We start from the raw sequence: 16,839 nt of genomic DNA, 5'->3' as shown, positions 1-16,839 counted from the left end.
ATGTTGCCTCTGAAATGGGTTGCCATCGCGTGCCGCATGGCCAGCAGTCGTGAACCCGATTGCCACACGTGCGAAAGACCTTGTCAGAGTTGTTTTGGGTTGATGATAGCCGCAAATGTGCGCAGCGCTAAGGGGCGCCTGGTTGGTTGGGTGGCCAAGGTTTTCCGGATTCAGGCGACACTGCAACGTCCGGTCGATGCCGGGGTGGAGCCATACGTACCAGACCTGATGAGCTGCCGGGTTTCTCGGTTGGTGAGGGCGTAGCCGGCTTGCGGTTGCGAGGTGGACCTGGCGAAGATCGTGCCCGCTACCTTTCCGTCGGTGGTCAGTAATGGACCGCCTGAGTTGCCCGGTTGCACGGTGCCGCGCAAAGACAGGATCTCGCGGACGACATCGTCGTCACCGTAAATGTTCTCGCCACGAGCCGTTATTGCCCCGCGCACTCGCGCAGCGTTGACTGTGTACGGTCCGTCCAGCGGGAATCCGGCGATGACCGTCGAGTCCCCGGCGTCTACCGATGAGGTCATTGTTAGGGCAGGAGCCTTAAGTTTAGGAACAGCGAGCACGGCAAGGTCGAGGTCGGGGTCGTAGGCGACGACACGCGCTCGCAGGCGGGCGCCTTGGCCTCCAACCTGCACCGTCACTGTGTCAGATCCGGCGACCACATGGGCGTTGGTGACGACGCGGTGCGGTGAGCTGACCCATCCGGTGCCCTCCGAGGCCCGGTCACATTGATGCGACAGTGATCTCACTTTGACGATGGATCTCGCCGCTTGTCGTACTCCAGGGCTATTGGCGGCGGAGTCGTCGGGGGCATCTCCGGGCAGACGAGGGTCCTGACCGGTAAAGACCTTCGGGAAGGTATCGGCCATCTGGCCGATAAGCCGTGCCGCTTCGTGATTGATTTGGGGTGGAATTGCGCGGTTGGTGGTGTTGATGACGGCTGATTCGTCAATAGCCTGAGTCCATTGGGGAGGCAGAAGTGGGGCCAACGCCGTTGCCCCCACCGCCACTACCAAGGCCGTGGCGGTCGCAGACAGCAATGCGCCGCCAATCCGGTCAAGGGCCCCTAACCCTGCTGTCTCAGAGGCGTGGCATATGCGGCGGGCGAGCCCATTACAGAGGCCATGGATGACTTCGACGATGACGAGGACGACGCCAAAGCGTAGTGGTCCGGTAGCAAGCCAGGACGATGAGTTGTTGGTGATCCGGGACACGATGTCTCCCGACGCCCACAGCCCTACCCAGACTCCGCCAATCAAGCCGATGAGGCTGGCGATCCCAGAAATTGCTCCTCGGGTCCATCCGCGCAGGGCGCGGAGGATGAGGATCACCGCGAGGGTGATGTCGAGGATGTGCGCCATGGCTCTCCCATCAGGGGTGGGTGGACGGATCAGCAGCGTCTCAATCGTGCCTAGGAGGCGACATTGGGCCAATATCGTCAAGCTACAGCGTATTCGACTTCGCGGGACTCGCGGTTATTGGTAACTTGACGTCATGAGTCATCATGATGGCGAGAACGTGGGGACGAGCGCGGATTCCGGTTATGACGATTTCGTTATCCTGCTTGACGATGACGGCAACCACATTGGAACCGCTCCCCGGGCGACCGTCCACAGTCAACATACCCCTAGGCATCTCGCCTTCTCGTGTCACGTTCTTGACGTAGGCGGTCGGGTACTTGTGACCCGGCGCGCTTTGACGAAGGTGGCGTGGCCAGGGGTGTGGACCAACACCTGTTGTGGGCATCCACGTGTAGGGGAGACGATTATTGACGCCGCCGTGCGTCGTACTCACCAGGAACTCGGACTCGACCTTGATCCGCGTCGGATGCGCGTCGTGCTACCAGATTTCTCCTATCGCGCCACCGACTCCGGGGGCATCGTGGAGGACGAGTTCTGTCCGGTTGTTGTTGCCCGATTGTCCCTGCCAGAGGAGCTCGTCGAACTTAACCCAGACCCTGACGAGGTGGAGGAGGTAGCCTGGGTTGGTTGGCAGGACATGTATGGCTTGGCCCGGTCAATGCCGGCCCTGCTGAGTCCCTGGGCCGTCGAACAGATGCTGGAGTTTGGGCCCGATCTTCCCGTGGTGCGCTGACCTTCACTACACCGAGGTGAGAACCTCGCCGTGGTCTGGCCATGCAGCCAGCATCGACGCTGACATGTGGCAGATTACCAATTGTTCACAAGAGTCGACGGCGATGAGGCCATCGGTTGCTGGGGCGTGGCCAGTGAGGCGCGATGAGACCTCGTCGGTGAGGGCTCCCAGAGCTGCCCGGTCGACGGGTTGTCCTGCCAGTCTCATCTGCGCGTCAACCTCATGAGCTACTACCCCTTGGAGGAAGGCCTCACCATCGCCGGTGCAGGAGACTGCCACGACTCCGTCGCGCGCGAAAGTGCCGGCCCCGATGACCGGAGAGTCCCCGATGCGTCCCTGCGACGAAGCGACGATCCCACCGGTTGAGGTGGCCGCAGCTAGGTGTCCATAACGATCTCGGGCAACCGCCCCGACGGTGCCGTGTTTCGGGGCGTGCTGTCGTCTGGCTAGCACCTGCTCTAACTGCTCGCGGCGCGCTTGGGTGACGAAGTACTCCGGCGGCGCGATCTCAAGACCCCAGTCTTGACAGACCCGTTCGGGCGGGTCACACAGCAGCACATGGGGTGAATCCTCAGAGCTTTATGCGCCAGTTGAATCGGGTTGCGGGCGTGACGTGAGCAGCACACCGCCCCGGCGTGTCCGTCTCCAGTCATGACGGCGGCGTCGGTTTCGACGGTTCCGTTTGCGGTGAGAACCCCACCTCGCCCGGCGTTGAACAGTGGATCGTCCTCCATCGCCGTAACAGCTGCGATGACGGCGTCACAAGCACTTACGTCGAGGGCTCGCTGCCCGGCTGCAAAGGCCTGACGCAAGGAGCGACGAAACTTCTCGGCTTCCTCTCCAGTACGTGACGGGACGTTTCCGGCCCCACCGTGAATGACGAGGGTAGGGCCGGGCTGATCGACGACGTGACTGGTCATAACAGGATCGTAAGGCTGGTTACGGGTTGATGTCATTAAGGGTTTGTCCATTGGTTCTTACCCCGCCTGTGGGAACGACATTGATGTGTTTTCCCCAGCGGGGCCGGTTTTCCACCGGTCTCCTGTGGATAACTCGCTAACTGCGGTCGCAATCATGAGGATACCGTGGGTTCCTCAACCGGAGGTTCTGCTCGCGGCAAGTATATCGTGAACATGGCGCCACCGCTTGGGGCCCGCGACGCTTTGATCCAACCCTGATGGCTAGTGACGGTATGAGCCACAATTGACAGGCCGAGGCCGGTTCCGGGGGTGTTGCGGGCGCGATCAGAGCGGTAAAACCGATCGAAGATATAAGGCAGATCGGCCTCCGCGATGCCAGGTCCTTCGTCACTGACGACGACGGTGTCGCCCTCCATAGACACCGTTACAGTTCCACCGGCGGGGGAGAACTTCACCGCATTATCGAGCAGGTTGGTGACAGCCCGCTCCAGGGTGGCCTCGTCACCAAGCACCAAATGGGACTCCAGGTGGACGTCGAATTCCAGGTTCGGGCCGCGTCGTCGTCCCCTCTCGACCGCTTTGGATACCGCATCTGACAAGTCGAAGTACTCCGGGCGCGGGGGAGGGGCGTCCTCGCGCGAGAGCTGGACGAGGTCGCCAATGAGGCTGGAGAACTCACCGAGCTGGGCGGCGACGTCGTCAAGGATCTCTCCGCGTGCTTCCTCCGGGAGCATGTGGCTCTTCTGATCGGCCATCAGCAGCTCGACGTTGGTGCGCATCGAGGTCAGTGGGGTTCGTAGTTCGTGGGAGGCGTCAGCGATGAGCTGCTTCTGACGCTCCCGGGAGTTCGACAACGAGGACAGCATGTGGTTGAACGACACGGCAAGATCGCCTAGCTCATCATGGGAGTGGACCTGGATGGGTGTCAGGTCTTCGGTGGTGGTGACGTGATGAACAGCTCGCGAGAGGTCGCGCAAAGGGCTAGTCGCAGAGTTGCCTGCCACGTATCCAGCGATGGCGGTGAGCACGATGCCGACGAATCCGGTGCCTACGAGGACGATCCATAGTGACCCTAGGGTGGCCCTGGTCCCGGTGAGGTCTTGGCCTGTGACGAGAGCGTAGTGGACGCCATCTGAGGTGAAGGGGACCGCGACGATACGCACCGGAACACCGCGGGAGTCAATGACGGTGTGTGCTTTAACCCCGATCCCGGTGCGGGCGACTGCTAGCTCTTGAGGTCCCGCGGTGACGGTGACCTCAGTTCCAGGGGCTGTGGTGACTTGGCCGTCGGCGCGTACCAGGATGAGGGTGGTGTTGGTGGCTGCCAACGAGCTGGCTTCCAAACCACCGAGGTTTTGAGGATCGGCGGCGACACTTGGCGAGATGGTGGTCGCCATTCGGGTGAGCTGTTCGTCCAGCTCGCTATACAGCGAGATGCGAGTCATGAGCCGCGCCGACAAGGAGGTCAAAGCGACCGCGACGACAACGGACGTCGATACTAGGAGGCTGACCCGGCGTCCCATGGTCATACGCAGGGGGCGCGGACGCCAATCGAGCAGCCTCCGCCACCAGCGACGGATCACGAATTTGCTTCCCGCAGCACGTACCCGACGCCGCGAACGGTGTGGATGAGACGCGGCTCACCATCGTGCTCGGTCTTGCGGCGCAAATATCCGATGTACACCTCAAGGGAATTCGCGGTGGTCGGGAAGTCGAATCCCCACACCTCATGTAGCAGCCACCATCGCTCCAGCACTTTTTCTGGGTTTTGTAGGAAAACGGCTAGTAGGGCGAATTCGGTACGCGTCAAACTGATGCGACGGTTCCCGCGGGTGATCTCGCGGGTGCCTGGATCAAGGGTGAGGTCAGCGAAGGAGAGTTGTTCAGGGGCCTCGTTTTGCTCTGGCTCGGGACGGGAACGACGAGTGAGGGCGCGTAGGCGAGCGAGGAGTTCGTCGAGGGCGAAGGGCTTGACCATGTAGTCATCGGCGCCAGCGTCGAGGCCGTCAACGCGATCGTCGACAGCATCGCGGGCGGTGAGGACGAGGATCGGGACGTCGTTGCCATTGCTGCGCAGCATCCGGGTGGCTTCCAAGCCATCTAGACGCGGCATCATGACGTCCATAATGACGGCGTCGGGGTGAGTTCCGGATAGATGGGCGAGAGCCTCGACGCCGTCGGCTGCGCTATCGACCTCGTAGCCGCTGTACTGCAGGGATCGGGCGAGGGATTCTCGTACCGCGCGATCATCGTCAACGACAAGAATGTGCATGCTCATGGCTTGACGTCCTCCGTCGGGGGCTGTGCGGTGGGATCGGCATCCGAGAGGGGATCGGGTTCGGGGCCTGCCGTCGGGGTCGGATCCGCGGCAGCCTGGGGGTTGGCTGCGGAGGCAGGTGCGTCCTCGGGGGTGGCGGAGCCCTCGGAGGTCTTGGTCTCGTCATCAGCAGACTTGGACTTCCGCGCGCGACGTCTCTCCTCGGCACGCTGCCGGGCTGCCTTCGCGCGCTCCTCCTTGTCGTGGGCGGCACGGGTCGCCGCCGCCACCTTTGCCAGACCGTCGAAGCGGGGCTTGTGCGGGGCTGGAGCCGTTTCCGGGGTGACGGAGCGCTGGGAGCGGACGAGAACTCCGTTGACCTCGCGGGTGAACCAGCGAACCAGGCCACGTCCCATCACCTCGGTGTGGCCGGTCGAGGCGTCGATGCGCAGGCAGGTGGCCTCGTCGACGGCAACGGCACTGGAAAGCAGGCCGGACTCGACGTTCGAGATGATGAGGCCGTCGCCGGAAAGGGTGTCGTTGTGGGTGGAGATGGTCAGGCTGACCAGGCCAAGGCCCTCGACGAAGGTGACCTCGTCGAAGCCCTCAGCACCTGTCTGCTGGCCGACCTGGCGTCCCTGCAATTTCCAGCCCCCTGCCAGAGCGGTGACGCACGGGGCCATCGCACCGGCCGAGAAGCCGAGCCAGGGAGCACCGCCGCGCACCAGCATCGAGAGCTGCTCGGCGGCCGGTGCAAGACCGTTGATGTAACTGGGGACGGCACCGCCGTCGACGATGATGCCGGCAAGGGCGTCGAGATTGTCGGGGAGCTGGAAGGACTCGTCCTCGGCCCACAGCGGGGTGGCCGGGTCGCCCACCGTCGGGGCGGTACCCGGGCCGTCGAGGTGGATGGTGAGGATGTTCGCGTCAACCCACCGGGAGGTGACGATCCGCGTCAGTTCGGCGGCGTGGTCGGCGGACTCGGAGGGCGGACCGGCCACGACCACCGCAATCGGAGCATCAGCATTGTGATGGCGGGCCTGGGAGACGAACTCGTCATAGACCTCCACCAGTGAGTCGTCGTATCCTCCGCCGACCAAGAACAAGCTCATGGGAACAGCCTATAGTGCCGCAACGATTGGTCTCGGGGGACCAGCGCCATGGCGGGGAACTGGTCAGGCCAGTGAGCGGACCTCGTCAACGATTCCGGGCATTGCGGCCTCGATGGCGTCGAGGGTGTCCTCGAACCCGTCGGCCGAGCCATACCAGGGGTCCGGCAGGGAGGTGCCAGGGGTGCAGTTGGGGTCGTAGTCGCGGATGAGACGGAGGTTGTCGGCGTCGGGGGCCATTCGCTTCATCATCTGGATGTGGCGTGGCTCGGCGGCTATGACGAGGTCGGCGGACATGATCTCGGACCCGTCGATCTGGTGAGCATTGTGGCCCGAGCAGGGGTATCCGTGGGACTTCAGGACGGACCTGGCTCGCGAATCCATCGGGCCGCCGTGTTCCTCATCGCTGACACCGGCGCTGGTGATGCGAGCGTCCAGGCCTTCGTTGGCGAAGACCTTCCTGGCGACGAATTCAGCCATCGGGGAACGACAGATGTTTCCCCAGCACACGAAGATGACGGAGGATGTGTTCTGGTTGCTCACAGGGGTTCCTTCCATGGTCGGTGGGTCCAGTCTGCCTGGTGTGGGGAGGCTCTTGCCGGGGTTCATACTCGCGGCGAACTACACGGAGCTGCCAGGAGATGCCCCGATTCGGCGATGCGAACGTCAACAGCGAGATTTTTGGGCAGCTTTGGATGACGGAGACTTGAATCCCAGACCGATATACTCCCACCTGCAATATCCTCAAACCACGAGATCCTGAGTCACGACCGACCGCGAACGAGGGGTTCAGCTGGCCATGCCCGTTGGGGTCACCTCCCAGGACTGGGCCACGCAACTTGGCTTAGACACCGCGGCACCCTGGCGCACCGGAGCACTCGACGTCACCCGCCAAGCCACTGCCAGTGGCCACTTCGTCAACGCCCGCTGCTACACCTCGGAAACCGAACGACGCAGCGTGCTGGACTCTGGCTCCACCACGACAACCAATACCGCCCGAACCCTTCTGGGCAACGACGCCGAACGCCTCTCGACGCTGCACCGATTGGACGCGTTCACAGCCGTGACCGTTCCTGAACGGTCACGGCTGTGAACTCTCGTGTGCCACAAATGATCCACCAAGTGGACGACCCGTGGGGCGAATCCGTCGCGGACCAAGCCCTGGACGACACGTCAATAGGGGAGAAGAAGACCGGGCTCACGGGCAAGGCGAGCCAGTCTCCTTCTACGGAAGTCCCGGGAGGGTGGGTCAGTTGGTACGCAGCTTCCCATCAGCCGGCCCCCGGTCCAGAGTGGCCTGGAAAGCGAGGTCCAGAGCCTTCACCTCGTCGTCGACCTGCTTGACGGTGGTGGCGGGATTGAACCACACACCGGTTGCGTGGGTGAGTGCCTTGTTGATCGCTTTGTACCCCTCTGCGTTCTTGCCGAGGAGGTACTTGTCACGGTTGATCCGTGTCTGCCAGATCTTCGTGTTGAGGCCGTTCTTGACGTACACGGTCGCCGCGTCGGTGGGCTTGAGGTCGCGGTAGGCCGCGACCTTCGCGTACGTGGACAGCACGTCGGCCTTGCTCTCGGCCAACTGCGCTGCGGTGCTGGTTGGGTTGATCGTGCGGATCAGGGCGCGTGTGATTGAGAAGCCCAGCTCGACGTGAGCAGCCTCCACCTTGTTGACCAGGTTATGGTTGGCCTGCTGGATGGTCTTCACGCTGGTGGTCAGCAGGTCGACACGAGCCGGGATGGTGGACAGATCCACCGGCGGCACCTTGCCGGCAATGATCGACTCGATCGCGGTGCGCAGTTCGAAGGCCGTGTCGAGGAGCTTGCGGATCTCCTCGCCGTAGTTGACCTTCGGAGCCTCGCTTGCGGGAACCTGCGCCTGGGGCATCTTATGCAGCTCGGCGATGCGGGCATTGACCTGCGCGAGTGCCTGCTCGGCGTCGACCTGGGCATGCTGGCGCGCAGCAGACTGGCTCACCGGAGCTGGCGCCGCCACGGCGACCGCGGGCGCCACCGGTGCAAGCACTGCCCCGGTCAAAATCGGGATGATAAGAGCCGAACGCTTCATGGGAATCCTCCTCGAGGGATGTGGAACAGCCATTGGGGCCGATCAGTGACTATCAAAGTCCTTCTCTCGTCAGAACCCCTTACTAACCTCCCCGCCACGATTGTGAACGAAAGTTATTCAATCTGACCGGAAGCTCTACTCATTCCTCGGATTTGTTGTTCGCCACAGGTATGGGCATTGCCGCAGCAACACCGGCAACTGCCTCGCCGGCGGATACGGCAGCGCCGGTTTGCGTTGTCGCTTCACGGTGGACCACTCAGTGACGCTGGGTGACCGACGTACAGCGCCGCGTGGTCATCACAGAGGGGATTAACGTCGAAGGCGTCAAGCTGGCGCTGATCGCCGTTCCCCGCCCGGACCGTGTCGCGGGCACCCCGTCCGCGAAACCTCCCACGGTCACGAACCTGCCGACTGCGGGAGTTGTATCTGCCATGGGGTTATACCTGCTCACTGCCTCAAACGTGCTGACTCTCGTCGGCGGGGTAGCGGCGTCGTGCCTATTCCTCATTCTGGCAGTTTCCCTCGCTGTGGTGGTCGTGCGTTTCAACGCCCTGCTCACTCCCCATGCCCACGCGCTGCAGGTGACGTTGGAGTGGCTGACCGTCCTCGTGGCGCTGATACTGGGTATCACACGCCAGTGGACTCGGATATATCGCGTATATGTCAATGGGAAGACCGAGAGATTCCACCACGCCTTGACCGATTAGCTGAGCTTACGTCCGCTTGCTACACCTCTGAGGCTGAACGGCGGGGTGAGTTCAGGGGGCTGAGCACGCCACTACAACTATCACCGGCCTCACATGGGCTACGGCAACCAGTCACCTTACCCGATTGGTCACCGTCTCAGCTGCGTGGCGGCAGTATGGCCCTAAGACGGCAGTGGCAAGCGTGGAACGTCAAATATGCCTTGGCCGTAGTACCCTGCGAGGATACCTACTGTTCTCCATGGGGGCCGGAGGTGGTGCTGCCAGGTGCATCCCACGACACGAAAAGGACGGGCCCACCCCAAGGGGGAGGGCCGGTCGTAAAAGTGTCTGGGAGACTTATAGGTCGGTGCTGAAGACGCTTGAAGGGTTAGCGCAGGGTGATCGTGACCTTCGCCGTGGTACTGCCTTGGTTGAGGTGCAACCGCGCCACCCGGTCGCCTGGGTGGGAGGTGACGTGGGCGCCGGACGCCTGCACGTCGTACCCGTGGGGCGCTGAGATGGCAGGGACCACCACAGTCGTCTCGTCCGACTCCTCCGCGCTCGACCCGTCGGGCCGCTGGGCGGTCCAGGTCATGGTGAACACGCGTCGGGACCGGTCGTGGTGGTACGCGGATGGGGTGCCCGCGACACGGTCCGGGTGGGGAACGGCGATCAGCGCCAGCTTGGCGCTTTCGACGTTGGTCCCCTGGGGTGGCCGAGCTGGGTCGTCGACGAGGGCTTGCTCGGTGCCCGGGCCGGCTGTGGTGGGATCACCGGCAGTGTAGGCCCACCACTGGACGCCGACCCGGTTGCGAGCTGCCAGGTCCATCTGGGACGTGATCACCGCGGGGGTCGTGATGGCGCCGAACTCGGTGAGCATCAGCCCCGACCCGGTCTGACGTGAATGCTTCTCTGCGTTAGTGAAGACCCGGTTGTCGGGCGCAGTGCATCCGACATAGGAGTGGAGGGTGGCCTGGCTGGTGCAGTAGTCGTGGAAGCTCAACCCCAGGTTGGATCCCGTGAGCCGGACGTTGGTCCCGACACCTATGTTGAAGAACTGCATCGGCTCGTACCAGACAGTGGTGGCCTTGTCGACCGAGCGGATCGCGTCGACAGTCTTCTGCTGGACGGCCGACAGTCGCGCGTCAGCAGCGCGGCAACCGAGCTGCGTGAGGCACCGCGTGTAGCGGTGGCCCGGGAACGGCTCGTTGAACAGGTCGTAGCCCTGCACGCCGGGCACGTTTCGGAAATGCTCGGCCACATGTCGCCAGGCGCTGGCGTAGTGGTCGGCAACACCGATGCCGTCGGAGGCCTTGGCGTTGTCGTAGAAGGAGTCGAAGGAGTATTTGACGGCCTCGTTGAGGAAATAGTTGCCGGGGAAGCCCGTCTTGACGATGTTGGGCATGCCGTGGTCGAGCGCGGCCCAGGCAGGCCACCCCTCCCCCTGATACTTCTCGTTGACCATGTCCTGATGGAAGTCGAGGACACTGGCGATGCCGTGGGCGTTGAGGATCCGCACGGTGCGTTCGACCCGGGCCAGGTAAGCGTCGTCGTAGACGCCCGGCCGAGGCTCGACGCCGGCCCACAGCACCCCCAGCCGGACGCTGGTGAACCCCTGCGCCTCGAGGAAGGCTGCGTCGTCTTCACCGAAACCGACGGCATCGGGGGCGTAGGGGGCGCTCTTGGCGACCTCGTTGATCCCCTGCGTGATGACCACGCGGTGCTGGGCGTCGGTCACCCAACGCCCCTGGGTGGTCCACCGTGAAGCGTCGACGCGAACTGGCGCTGCCGTATCCTCCGGCGAGGCAGTTGCCGGCACTGCTGTGGCAACGCCCATCCCTGTGGCGAACAGGGACAAAGCTACAAATCCGAGGGCAGACTTTCGACGCATGGCAATTCCTTCTTCTAATGTCAACTACCAACAGCCGCCAGGATGAATCGGGCTGGAGATGACTGGCGAGGTACCAGCATATATGAAGAGGGCTCTTCGGTGGGGTGACGAGCGTGATACACGGAGCTATAGCGCGCCAAGTAGCCGCGAAATTAGCATGACCGGCGGGCTCACGAAAGTATAGCGTTCGGTCATATCAGATAACTTTCGTTCACAGTTGTGCGGTTATTATTTCTTGCATGGAGCCTTAAGCTGGGGTTGGGTTGTGTGGATAGCTTCAGTTGGCCTTAGTATGGCGCCTGTCTGGCTAGAAGGCCAAGGGGCTTGCCGCAGGTCATATCGTGGAACGCCGAGGGCAAGCAGCAGGACACCCTACGGGGAGTTGCGCCCCCGCTGATCCCCACCGCCAAGTCGTATGGAATCTCTCGGGGGTTACCTTAGGGGCGTTGACCTCACTGACCGAGTTAGGAGAATTCTCAATGTGATGTATCGTTTAGGCTACCCCTTGAGATGAAATTTTTGTAGGCTACCCTTTTCGAATTGAATCAATATGATTCACGAAATTCGCCCCGTGTTCCGCTGAGGAGTCACTGATGAAGATCAACGCACGATTCGCCGTCATGGCCGCGAGTGTGGCCGTCCTGATGGCTGCCGCGCCGACTGCGCAGGCTGTTACTTCGCCGGGGGATATCCATCCCTTGGTCCAGGCAGCCCACAGCCCCGACGGTATTCCCGGTAACGGCGTCGGGCCGGAATTCCATACGTCGTCGATGGCGCGTTCCTACAGCGAGAAGCACCTGGGTGTGGCGCCGCGGGGTGTGAACGACTTCTCCTGCAAGGTCAAGCCCGGCGACCGACCGGTCATCCTGATTCCCGGTACTGGCGGCAATGCGTTCGCCACATGGTCCTTCTACGGACCCCATCTGGCCCATGAGGGGTACTGTGTCTACACCTTCACCACCAATGTCCCCGTGGGGATCCTCGACGAGGGCTGGGGCTTCACCGGTGACGTGCGCGCCTCCGCGCAGGCGCTGGGTGCCTTTGTGGATCGGGTCCGGAAAGCGACGGGCTCTGAGAAGGTCGACGTCGTCGGACATTCGCAGGGTGGCGGCATCCTGCCGAACGCCTACATCAAGATGTATGGCGGAGCGTCCAAGGTCGACAAGCTGATCGGACTGGTGGCCGCCAACCACGGCACCACCGCCGTCGGTCTCTACAAGCTTGTCGACGGCCTGCCCGAGGCTGTGAAGGATTTCCTTAGCACGTGGAGCTACGACCACAACATGGAGGCCTACGGCCAGCAGCTCAAGGGATCAGCGTTGATGCAACAGGTTTACCGTGACGGCGACACCGTCCCGGGTATCGCCTACACCGTCATCTCCACCCGGCTCGACACGACGGTCACGCCCTACACGCAAGCCTTTCTCAAGGGCGCCAAGAACATGACCGTGCAGGACGCCTGCCCTCTGGATGCCTATGGCCACGGCCGCCTACCCTATGATCCCGTCGCCTACCAGATGGTGCTCAACGCCCTCGATCCGAAGCACCCACGAGAGATCTCCTGCACGTGGCGGCCCCGGGTTCTGCCCGTATCCACCACGGATGCTGCATGAACTGTGGCAGGTCAGGGTTCTCCAGCGCCGTGCGGCGTGGCCACCAACCACGACTGTGGTGACAACGAACAGTAGCTCGGTCCCTGCCTTGTGCCGGGCGGCGCTGCCATGTCGTCCATCAGGGTTAGGTCGTGGTGGGCACGTCGTCTGCGTGGGTGACTACCTGTACGTTCACCTCTAAGTGAACTGACCGGGGATGTTGGTCAATCGTGAGAAGGGCGGCTGGTTCCCGCAGGCCGGGTGGGGCCGGTGGTGGTTGTAGTAGTGCAGCCAGTCGCCGAGCTTGCCACGGCGCTCCGCCTCGGAGATGTAGCAGCGGGCGTAGGCCCAGCCGTCGGCCAGGGTGCGGTGGAACAGTTCGATCTTGCTGTTGGTCTGCGGCCGGTACGGGCGGGTGCGCTTGTGCTTGATGCCGAGCTCGTTGCAGGTGTTGCGCCACAGGTGTGAGCGGTAGACGCCGCCGTTGTCGGACAGGACCCGCTCCACGGTGACGCCGCGCTGGTGCTCGCCGCCACGTGGGGATCGGTTGTCGGGTCAGTCGACGGGGCTGACCCGGATGAGGTTGCCGTCGGGGTTGGCGATCACGAAGGTGCGGCCGAACACGTCGTCGTGCGGTTCCTCGATGACGTGTACGCCCTTCGCGACCCCCTCTCGGTAGGCGTCATCGACCGCCGCGGACGACCGGGGGACCATGAGTCCGATCTCGCTCGTGCGGGGCGTGTCGCGGGTGGTGTCCCCTTTGCCCGGTCCAGATGGCGAACAGCACCCCGGGTGTCACCTCGAAGGCGACGTAGCGCGGGCTGGTGAAGTTGGGCTCGATGTCGAACAAGTCGCTGTAGAAGGCGGTGGACCGTTTGGCGTCGCTGACGTAGGTCAGGAACAGGTTGGGTGCCGACATGGGTGTCTCTCGGGTCAGTGGATCATTTGGCACTAGCCGATCACCAAAACAGGACAACTCATGTCATGCTTTCTGCGAGGATCGGGGCCATGAAGTCCTCGAGGCTGTTGTCGATCCTGCTGCTCCTACAGACCCATGAGCGGATGACGAGCCAAGAATTGACCCGACGATTCGAGATTTCACCGCGCACGATCCTGCGTGACGTCGAAGCATTGCCAGTTGCGGGCGTTCCGATTCACACGGTGGCGCGATCGTGCTGGACGGCCGGGCTCGGCTGGACGTCGCTCGTCTCGATCCGGGAGAGCTTCAGCTGCTCACTGTCGCGGGGCTGGACGCCGACCTTCTTGAGCAGGTCGGGCTGCAGGCAGTCCACGCCAGCGCCCAGGAGAAAATGACGGCCGTCGCCACGCGAGGACAGGTGCTTGGTACCCCGCCCCTGTCCGAGGTACTCCTCATCGACCCATCAGGGTGGTTCACGACCGGAAAGGAACTCGGCCTGCTGACCGCAGCGAGAGAGCGACGTCGCATCCGCCTGTGCTACCGACGGAGCGGAGAAACCAGCGGGCAATGGCTCACCGCGGACCCGTACGGGCTCGTGAACAAGGCTGGCTCCTGGTATCTCGTGGCCGACGTCGATGGGCACCCCCCCGCATGTTCAACACCAGCCGTATCGAAGAGCGCGATCCCCTCACGGATGTCGCGGTGCTCCGACCAGACTAAGACCTGCGGTCGGTATGGCACGACCTGGTGACCAGCTTCGAGCCGACCCCCGGCGTCGAGGTGCATGCGCTGCTGCGCTCAACCCGCCTGGACCTGGCCCAACGAATTCTCGGAACCCGCATGGCCAACGTCACCTATACCGAGGATGCGTGGACTCTGATCACTGTCCGCTACCCCGATGTCGAATCGGTGCGACAGCTCCTCTATCTCGGCGACCACATCCGCATTCTGAACCCAGCTGAAGCGGTCGAACAGTTCCACGACCTCGCCGCCCAGATCATGCGAGCTCACTCGACAAACAGCTCAACTAACGTCTCCGGTTAGTACATCTCAGGCGCCTCGTTGGTCGCCTTGCCGCAGGAAGGGACGATCATCCGCGTCGGCACGCACTCGGAGCTCTTGGCGACAGTCCCGGAGTACCGAGAGCTGCTGAGCGCCTACGACGCTGAGCAGGGGGATGTCCGGCGAGTCCGTGGAGAATCCGGGAGAGGAGGTTGATCGCGACCGACGGGAAGGCTGAACGCGACAGCACTTTCGAGATGTCCACCGCCGAGGAGAAGCGCGCAGCAGAGGACCAGCGCATCGCCGAGCTTATGGGGCATGGGTCCGACGGCCGCATGTCCGCCGTCCTCACCCCATCGCCACCGGTGCCATGCTGCTGCTTGTCATGGACTGGCGACTGGGCCTCATCTGCTGGCGTCGCTGTTCTTCGTCTCACCGCTGGTGAAGTGGTTTTCGGCGGAGTCGAGCCGCACATTCCGCAAGGTCCGCAACGCCTCGGCCCAGGTCATCATCCAGCTCTCCGAGACGATGACCGGCATCGAGGCGGTCCAGGCCTACTATCGCGAGCCGCGTAATCAGGAGATCTTCACCTAGCTGGCTGACCGGTGTCGCGGCATCAGTGTCCGGGCGATGCGGCTCTTCGTGATCTTCATGCCGGGCATCACCTTGATCGGCAACATCACCGTCGGCCTCATGCTGCTCACCGGCGGCTACTTCGCCTTGCGCAGATGAACGACGGTCGGTGTCCTGACGACCTTCCTGCTGTACCCTCGTCAGTTCTTCGAGCTACACACCTTCCAGTCGGCATCCTCGTCCCTGTACGCTCCCTCGGAGCGTTTGGTGCAGCGGGCTTTGGGGACGATCCCTGCCGACCGGACCGCCGTCATCATTACCCATCGTCTGTCGACGGTGGAGATTGCCGATTGGGTGCTCGTGCTGGAACACAGCCAGATCCTGGAGAACGGATCCCCGGCCGAGCTGGAGGCCCAGGGAGGACGCTATGTCGGGCTTCACAAGCCTGGTAGGAGTCACCTGCCTGACGGCGACGTATCCGAGGCACACCCTGAATCCCGGAGGCGGGATTGAATACCGTCCTCGCCACCATCACGTGGTGCGGTAATCGCGATTCTAATGGTGGTTGTTGCTGCGACAAGTGGCAGCACTCACGGTCATGACCGGCATTTCCACCACGTCGGCAGACTTCATCTCTTTGCTGCCCCAACTCAGACACACAAGAACCCTGGCCCGGGACCCCCTCAGGCCAGAGTTTTTCAGTATGAGGTTGTGTCGATCCTCGGATCAGACACCAGTTTTCGGCAGGCCGGGTTTGCCGTTGCTGGAGCCTTTGTCAGATCCGGGGGTTCCTAGATTGACGTCGTGGCCCGGGGTGCCAGACTGGCCCGGTTTCGGGGCCGGGATCACAGCGCCACCAGGATGATCGCCGGACGGTACTGACAGCTTGGCGGCGAAGCGCACCGTGGTGCCGGAATCCGGGAAGGTGAAAACGGTGGTGGCCTCACCGCTGACCAGCCCCTTGGCGGTCGGTACTTTGACGGACACGGAGGACCAGCCGTCCTTAACCGGAGTGGTGGCGACGTCGACGGTCTTGTCGTCCTGGACGATCTGGGCCTTCATGATCGTGTTGACTACAGCATCCTTGGAGGTGAAATCCACGGTGTCGGGGGCAACAGCCTTATCGGCAGGTTTACCGAGGGTGAAGGTGGTGTCCCTGGACGTGCCCTCGTGGAGCGAGGTTGTCAGGGAGACAGCGCGTTTGGCGAAGTCTGGCTTAAGGGTCTTGCGGGCCTTGATCCAATCCACCCAAGCGGATAGGTTAATCTTGCCGCTATCGACGGGTTTAGAACCCTTGGCTAGCTCCGTGAAATTGTCTCTACCGGCGATTAGGAAGGAACCGGAACCCACGGAGTAAGTGCCTTTGGGGTCGATCGGCTTGTCGTTCACCCACACGGAGGTGATGCGTTCGCCCTCCTTGCGGGACTCATCGTAGGTGTAGGTGACGTTCGAGGACACGCCGAGCTGCAGGTATGGACGTGACGGGACCTCGCCGTCCCGGCGCGTTGCCACTGCTGCTCAAGCACCTTCTTGAACTGGGCGCCGGTGATTCTGGTGGTCGTCAACGTGTTAGCGAAGGGGAGTACCTGGGCTGCCTGCTTGTAGGTGATGTCCTTGTCGAGCAGAGAGGCGCGGGTTCCACCGGGGTTTTGTAGGCCGATGAAGTTCGGGTCGTCTTTGCCCAAGGTGTCCTTGAACATGTCGGCGACCATATTGGTCATCGTCGAT

At 62.7% G+C, this 16,839-nt stretch carries 22 protein-coding genes and 3 pseudogenes; 11 read left to right on the top strand and 14 right to left on the bottom strand.

What is annotated here, in order from left to right:
* Positions 1 to 170 precede the first annotated feature (170 nt).
* Complete coding sequence (locus CPA42_RS11185) at positions 171 to 1,364, bottom strand: MarP family serine protease (protein ID WP_002516302.1); 1,194 nt, start codon at positions 1,362 to 1,364, stop codon at positions 171 to 173.
* Positions 1,365 to 1,497: 133 nt separating this feature from the next.
* On the opposite strand from CPA42_RS11185, the gene idi reads away from it, so the two are divergent.
* On the top strand, positions 1,498 to 2,097 hold the full coding sequence (idi, locus tag CPA42_RS11180) for an isopentenyl-diphosphate Delta-isomerase (protein ID WP_002516279.1): 600 nt from the start codon (positions 1,498 to 1,500) through the stop codon (positions 2,095 to 2,097).
* Positions 2,098 to 2,103: 6 nt separating this feature from the next.
* On the opposite strand, the pseudogene CPA42_RS13305 reads toward idi, so the two are convergent.
* The 5 genes and pseudogenes from CPA42_RS13305 to CPA42_RS11150 all read right to left on the bottom strand — a co-directional run bounded on the left by CPA42_RS13305 (position 2,104) and on the right by CPA42_RS11150 (position 6,926).
* Positions 2,104 to 3,017: pseudogene (locus CPA42_RS13305) on the bottom strand (isoaspartyl peptidase/L-asparaginase family protein).
* Positions 3,018 to 3,169: 152 nt separating this feature from the next.
* Positions 3,170 to 4,546, bottom strand: a complete 1,377-nt coding sequence (locus tag CPA42_RS11165) for a sensor histidine kinase (protein WP_002519694.1) — start codon at positions 4,544 to 4,546, stop codon at positions 3,170 to 3,172.
* A gap of 50 nt (positions 4,547 to 4,596) precedes the next feature.
* Positions 4,597 to 5,289, bottom strand: a complete 693-nt coding sequence (locus CPA42_RS11160; protein ID WP_269146799.1) for a response regulator transcription factor — start codon at positions 5,287 to 5,289, stop codon at positions 4,597 to 4,599.
* A gap of 2 nt (positions 5,290 to 5,291) precedes the next feature.
* On the bottom strand, positions 5,292 to 6,386 hold the full coding sequence (locus CPA42_RS11155; protein ID WP_002516199.1) for a cyanophycinase: 1,095 nt from the start codon (positions 6,384 to 6,386) through the stop codon (positions 5,292 to 5,294).
* A gap of 63 nt (positions 6,387 to 6,449) precedes the next feature.
* Entirely contained in the window at positions 6,450 to 6,926 is a 477-nt protein-coding gene (locus tag CPA42_RS11150) for a low molecular weight protein-tyrosine-phosphatase (protein ID WP_002514537.1), read from the bottom strand.
* A gap of 13 nt (positions 6,927 to 6,939) precedes the next feature.
* Here CPA42_RS11150 and CPA42_RS11145 point away from each other — a divergent pair, with 13 nt between their 5' ends.
* Positions 6,940 to 7,146, top strand: coding sequence for a hypothetical protein (locus CPA42_RS11145; protein WP_002519513.1), 207 nt, complete (start codon positions 6,940 to 6,942; stop codon positions 7,144 to 7,146).
* Positions 7,147 to 7,182: 36 nt separating this feature from the next.
* Complete coding sequence (locus tag CPA42_RS11140; RefSeq protein ID WP_002514536.1) at positions 7,183 to 7,476, top strand: hypothetical protein; 294 nt, start codon at positions 7,183 to 7,185, stop codon at positions 7,474 to 7,476.
* 156 nt (positions 7,477 to 7,632) lie between these two features.
* On the opposite strand, the gene CPA42_RS11135 is transcribed toward CPA42_RS11140, so the two are convergent.
* On the bottom strand, positions 7,633 to 8,448 hold the full coding sequence (locus CPA42_RS11135; RefSeq protein WP_002516212.1) for a CAMP factor family pore-forming toxin: 816 nt from the start codon (positions 8,446 to 8,448) through the stop codon (positions 7,633 to 7,635).
* A gap of 170 nt (positions 8,449 to 8,618) precedes the next feature.
* On the opposite strand from CPA42_RS11135, the pseudogene CPA42_RS13715 reads away from it, so the two are divergent.
* Positions 8,619 to 8,813, top strand: a pseudogene (locus CPA42_RS13715) (cellulase family glycosylhydrolase); the annotation flags it as partial.
* The gene (locus CPA42_RS11130; protein WP_370530981.1) at positions 8,787 to 9,155 is read left to right on the top strand and encodes a hypothetical protein; all 369 of its coding nucleotides are present in this window, start codon (positions 8,787 to 8,789) and stop codon (positions 9,153 to 9,155) included. The pseudogene CPA42_RS13715 and the gene CPA42_RS11130, both read left to right, overlap by 27 nt.
* A 367-nt stretch (positions 9,156 to 9,522) precedes the next feature.
* On the opposite strand, the gene CPA42_RS11125 is transcribed toward CPA42_RS11130, so the two are convergent.
* Positions 9,523 to 11,025, bottom strand: coding sequence for a cellulase family glycosylhydrolase (locus tag CPA42_RS11125; RefSeq protein WP_002516234.1), 1,503 nt, complete (start codon positions 11,023 to 11,025; stop codon positions 9,523 to 9,525).
* Between the two features lie 593 nt (positions 11,026 to 11,618).
* Between CPA42_RS11125 and CPA42_RS11120 the strand changes: the two genes are divergently transcribed.
* Positions 11,619 to 12,638, top strand: a complete 1,020-nt coding sequence (locus CPA42_RS11120) for an esterase/lipase family protein (protein ID WP_002516320.1) — start codon at positions 11,619 to 11,621, stop codon at positions 12,636 to 12,638.
* A 177-nt stretch (positions 12,639 to 12,815) separates the two neighbouring features.
* Here CPA42_RS11120 and CPA42_RS11110 read toward each other — a convergent pair.
* From CPA42_RS11110 to CPA42_RS11105, 3 genes and pseudogenes are all read right to left on the bottom strand, one after another.
* A pseudogene (locus CPA42_RS11110) lies at positions 12,816 to 13,136 on the bottom strand (integrase core domain-containing protein); the annotation flags it as partial.
* A 36-nt stretch (positions 13,137 to 13,172) separates the two neighbouring features.
* On the bottom strand, positions 13,173 to 13,331 hold the full coding sequence (locus CPA42_RS12780) for a VOC family protein (protein WP_002519510.1): 159 nt from the start codon (positions 13,329 to 13,331) through the stop codon (positions 13,173 to 13,175).
* Positions 13,300 to 13,536, bottom strand: coding sequence for a VOC family protein (locus CPA42_RS11105; RefSeq protein ID WP_002519509.1), 237 nt, complete (start codon positions 13,534 to 13,536; stop codon positions 13,300 to 13,302). The genes CPA42_RS12780 and CPA42_RS11105 overlap by 32 nt, the downstream gene beginning before the upstream one ends.
* Before the next feature lie 65 nt (positions 13,537 to 13,601).
* On the opposite strand from CPA42_RS11105, the gene CPA42_RS11100 reads away from it, so the two are divergent.
* Genes CPA42_RS11100 through CPA42_RS13435 form a run of 3 tightly spaced genes read left to right on the top strand, consistent with a single transcriptional unit; the run spans position 13,602 to position 14,580 of the window.
* A complete protein-coding gene (locus CPA42_RS11100; RefSeq protein WP_002525303.1) occupies positions 13,602 to 13,931 on the top strand; it encodes an HTH domain-containing protein in 330 nt (109 codons plus the stop codon).
* The gene (locus CPA42_RS13440; protein ID WP_253940544.1) at positions 13,847 to 14,287 is read left to right on the top strand and encodes a WYL domain-containing protein; all 441 of its coding nucleotides are present in this window, start codon (positions 13,847 to 13,849) and stop codon (positions 14,285 to 14,287) included. Before CPA42_RS11100 ends, CPA42_RS13440 begins: the two co-directional genes overlap by 85 nt.
* On the top strand, positions 14,284 to 14,580 hold the full coding sequence (locus tag CPA42_RS13435; protein ID WP_002514528.1) for a WCX domain-containing protein: 297 nt from the start codon (positions 14,284 to 14,286) through the stop codon (positions 14,578 to 14,580). The genes CPA42_RS13440 and CPA42_RS13435 overlap by 4 nt, the downstream gene beginning before the upstream one ends.
* 46 nt (positions 14,581 to 14,626) lie before the next feature.
* Here CPA42_RS13435 and CPA42_RS13640 read toward each other — a convergent pair whose 3' ends face one another.
* Complete coding sequence (locus tag CPA42_RS13640; RefSeq protein ID WP_002524180.1) at positions 14,627 to 14,875, bottom strand: hypothetical protein; 249 nt, start codon at positions 14,873 to 14,875, stop codon at positions 14,627 to 14,629.
* Between CPA42_RS13640 and CPA42_RS12625 the strand changes: the two genes are divergently transcribed.
* Together CPA42_RS12625 and CPA42_RS11075 are read left to right on the top strand one after the other, a co-directional pair.
* Complete coding sequence (locus CPA42_RS12625; RefSeq protein ID WP_002514526.1) at positions 14,857 to 15,132, top strand: 6TM ABC transporter family protein; 276 nt, start codon at positions 14,857 to 14,859, stop codon at positions 15,130 to 15,132. The genes CPA42_RS13640 and CPA42_RS12625 overlap by 19 nt on opposite strands.
* Before the next feature lie 243 nt (positions 15,133 to 15,375).
* Positions 15,376 to 15,624, top strand: coding sequence for an ABC transporter ATP-binding protein (locus CPA42_RS11075; protein WP_002516278.1), 249 nt, complete (start codon positions 15,376 to 15,378; stop codon positions 15,622 to 15,624).
* 213 nt (positions 15,625 to 15,837) lie between these two features.
* On the opposite strand, the gene CPA42_RS11070 is transcribed toward CPA42_RS11075, so the two are convergent.
* Together CPA42_RS11070 and CPA42_RS11065 are read right to left on the bottom strand one after the other, a co-directional pair.
* The gene (locus CPA42_RS11070; RefSeq protein ID WP_073842109.1) at positions 15,838 to 16,569 is read right to left on the bottom strand and encodes a 5'-nucleotidase C-terminal domain-containing protein; all 732 of its coding nucleotides are present in this window, start codon (positions 16,567 to 16,569) and stop codon (positions 15,838 to 15,840) included.
* Entirely contained in the window at positions 16,497 to 16,832 is a 336-nt protein-coding gene (locus CPA42_RS11065; RefSeq protein WP_002516250.1) for a 5'-nucleotidase C-terminal domain-containing protein, read from the bottom strand. The genes CPA42_RS11070 and CPA42_RS11065 overlap by 73 nt, the downstream gene beginning before the upstream one ends.
* Between the last annotated feature and the right edge of the window lie 7 nt (positions 16,833 to 16,839).

Origin of the sequence: Cutibacterium acnes (assembly GCF_003030305.1) — a bacterium.
Classification (GTDB): domain Bacteria; phylum Actinomycetota; class Actinomycetes; order Propionibacteriales; family Propionibacteriaceae; genus Cutibacterium; species Cutibacterium acnes.
The sequence above is the reverse complement of the archived record's forward strand: the minus strand, read 5'-3'. Positions and strand labels throughout refer to the sequence as shown.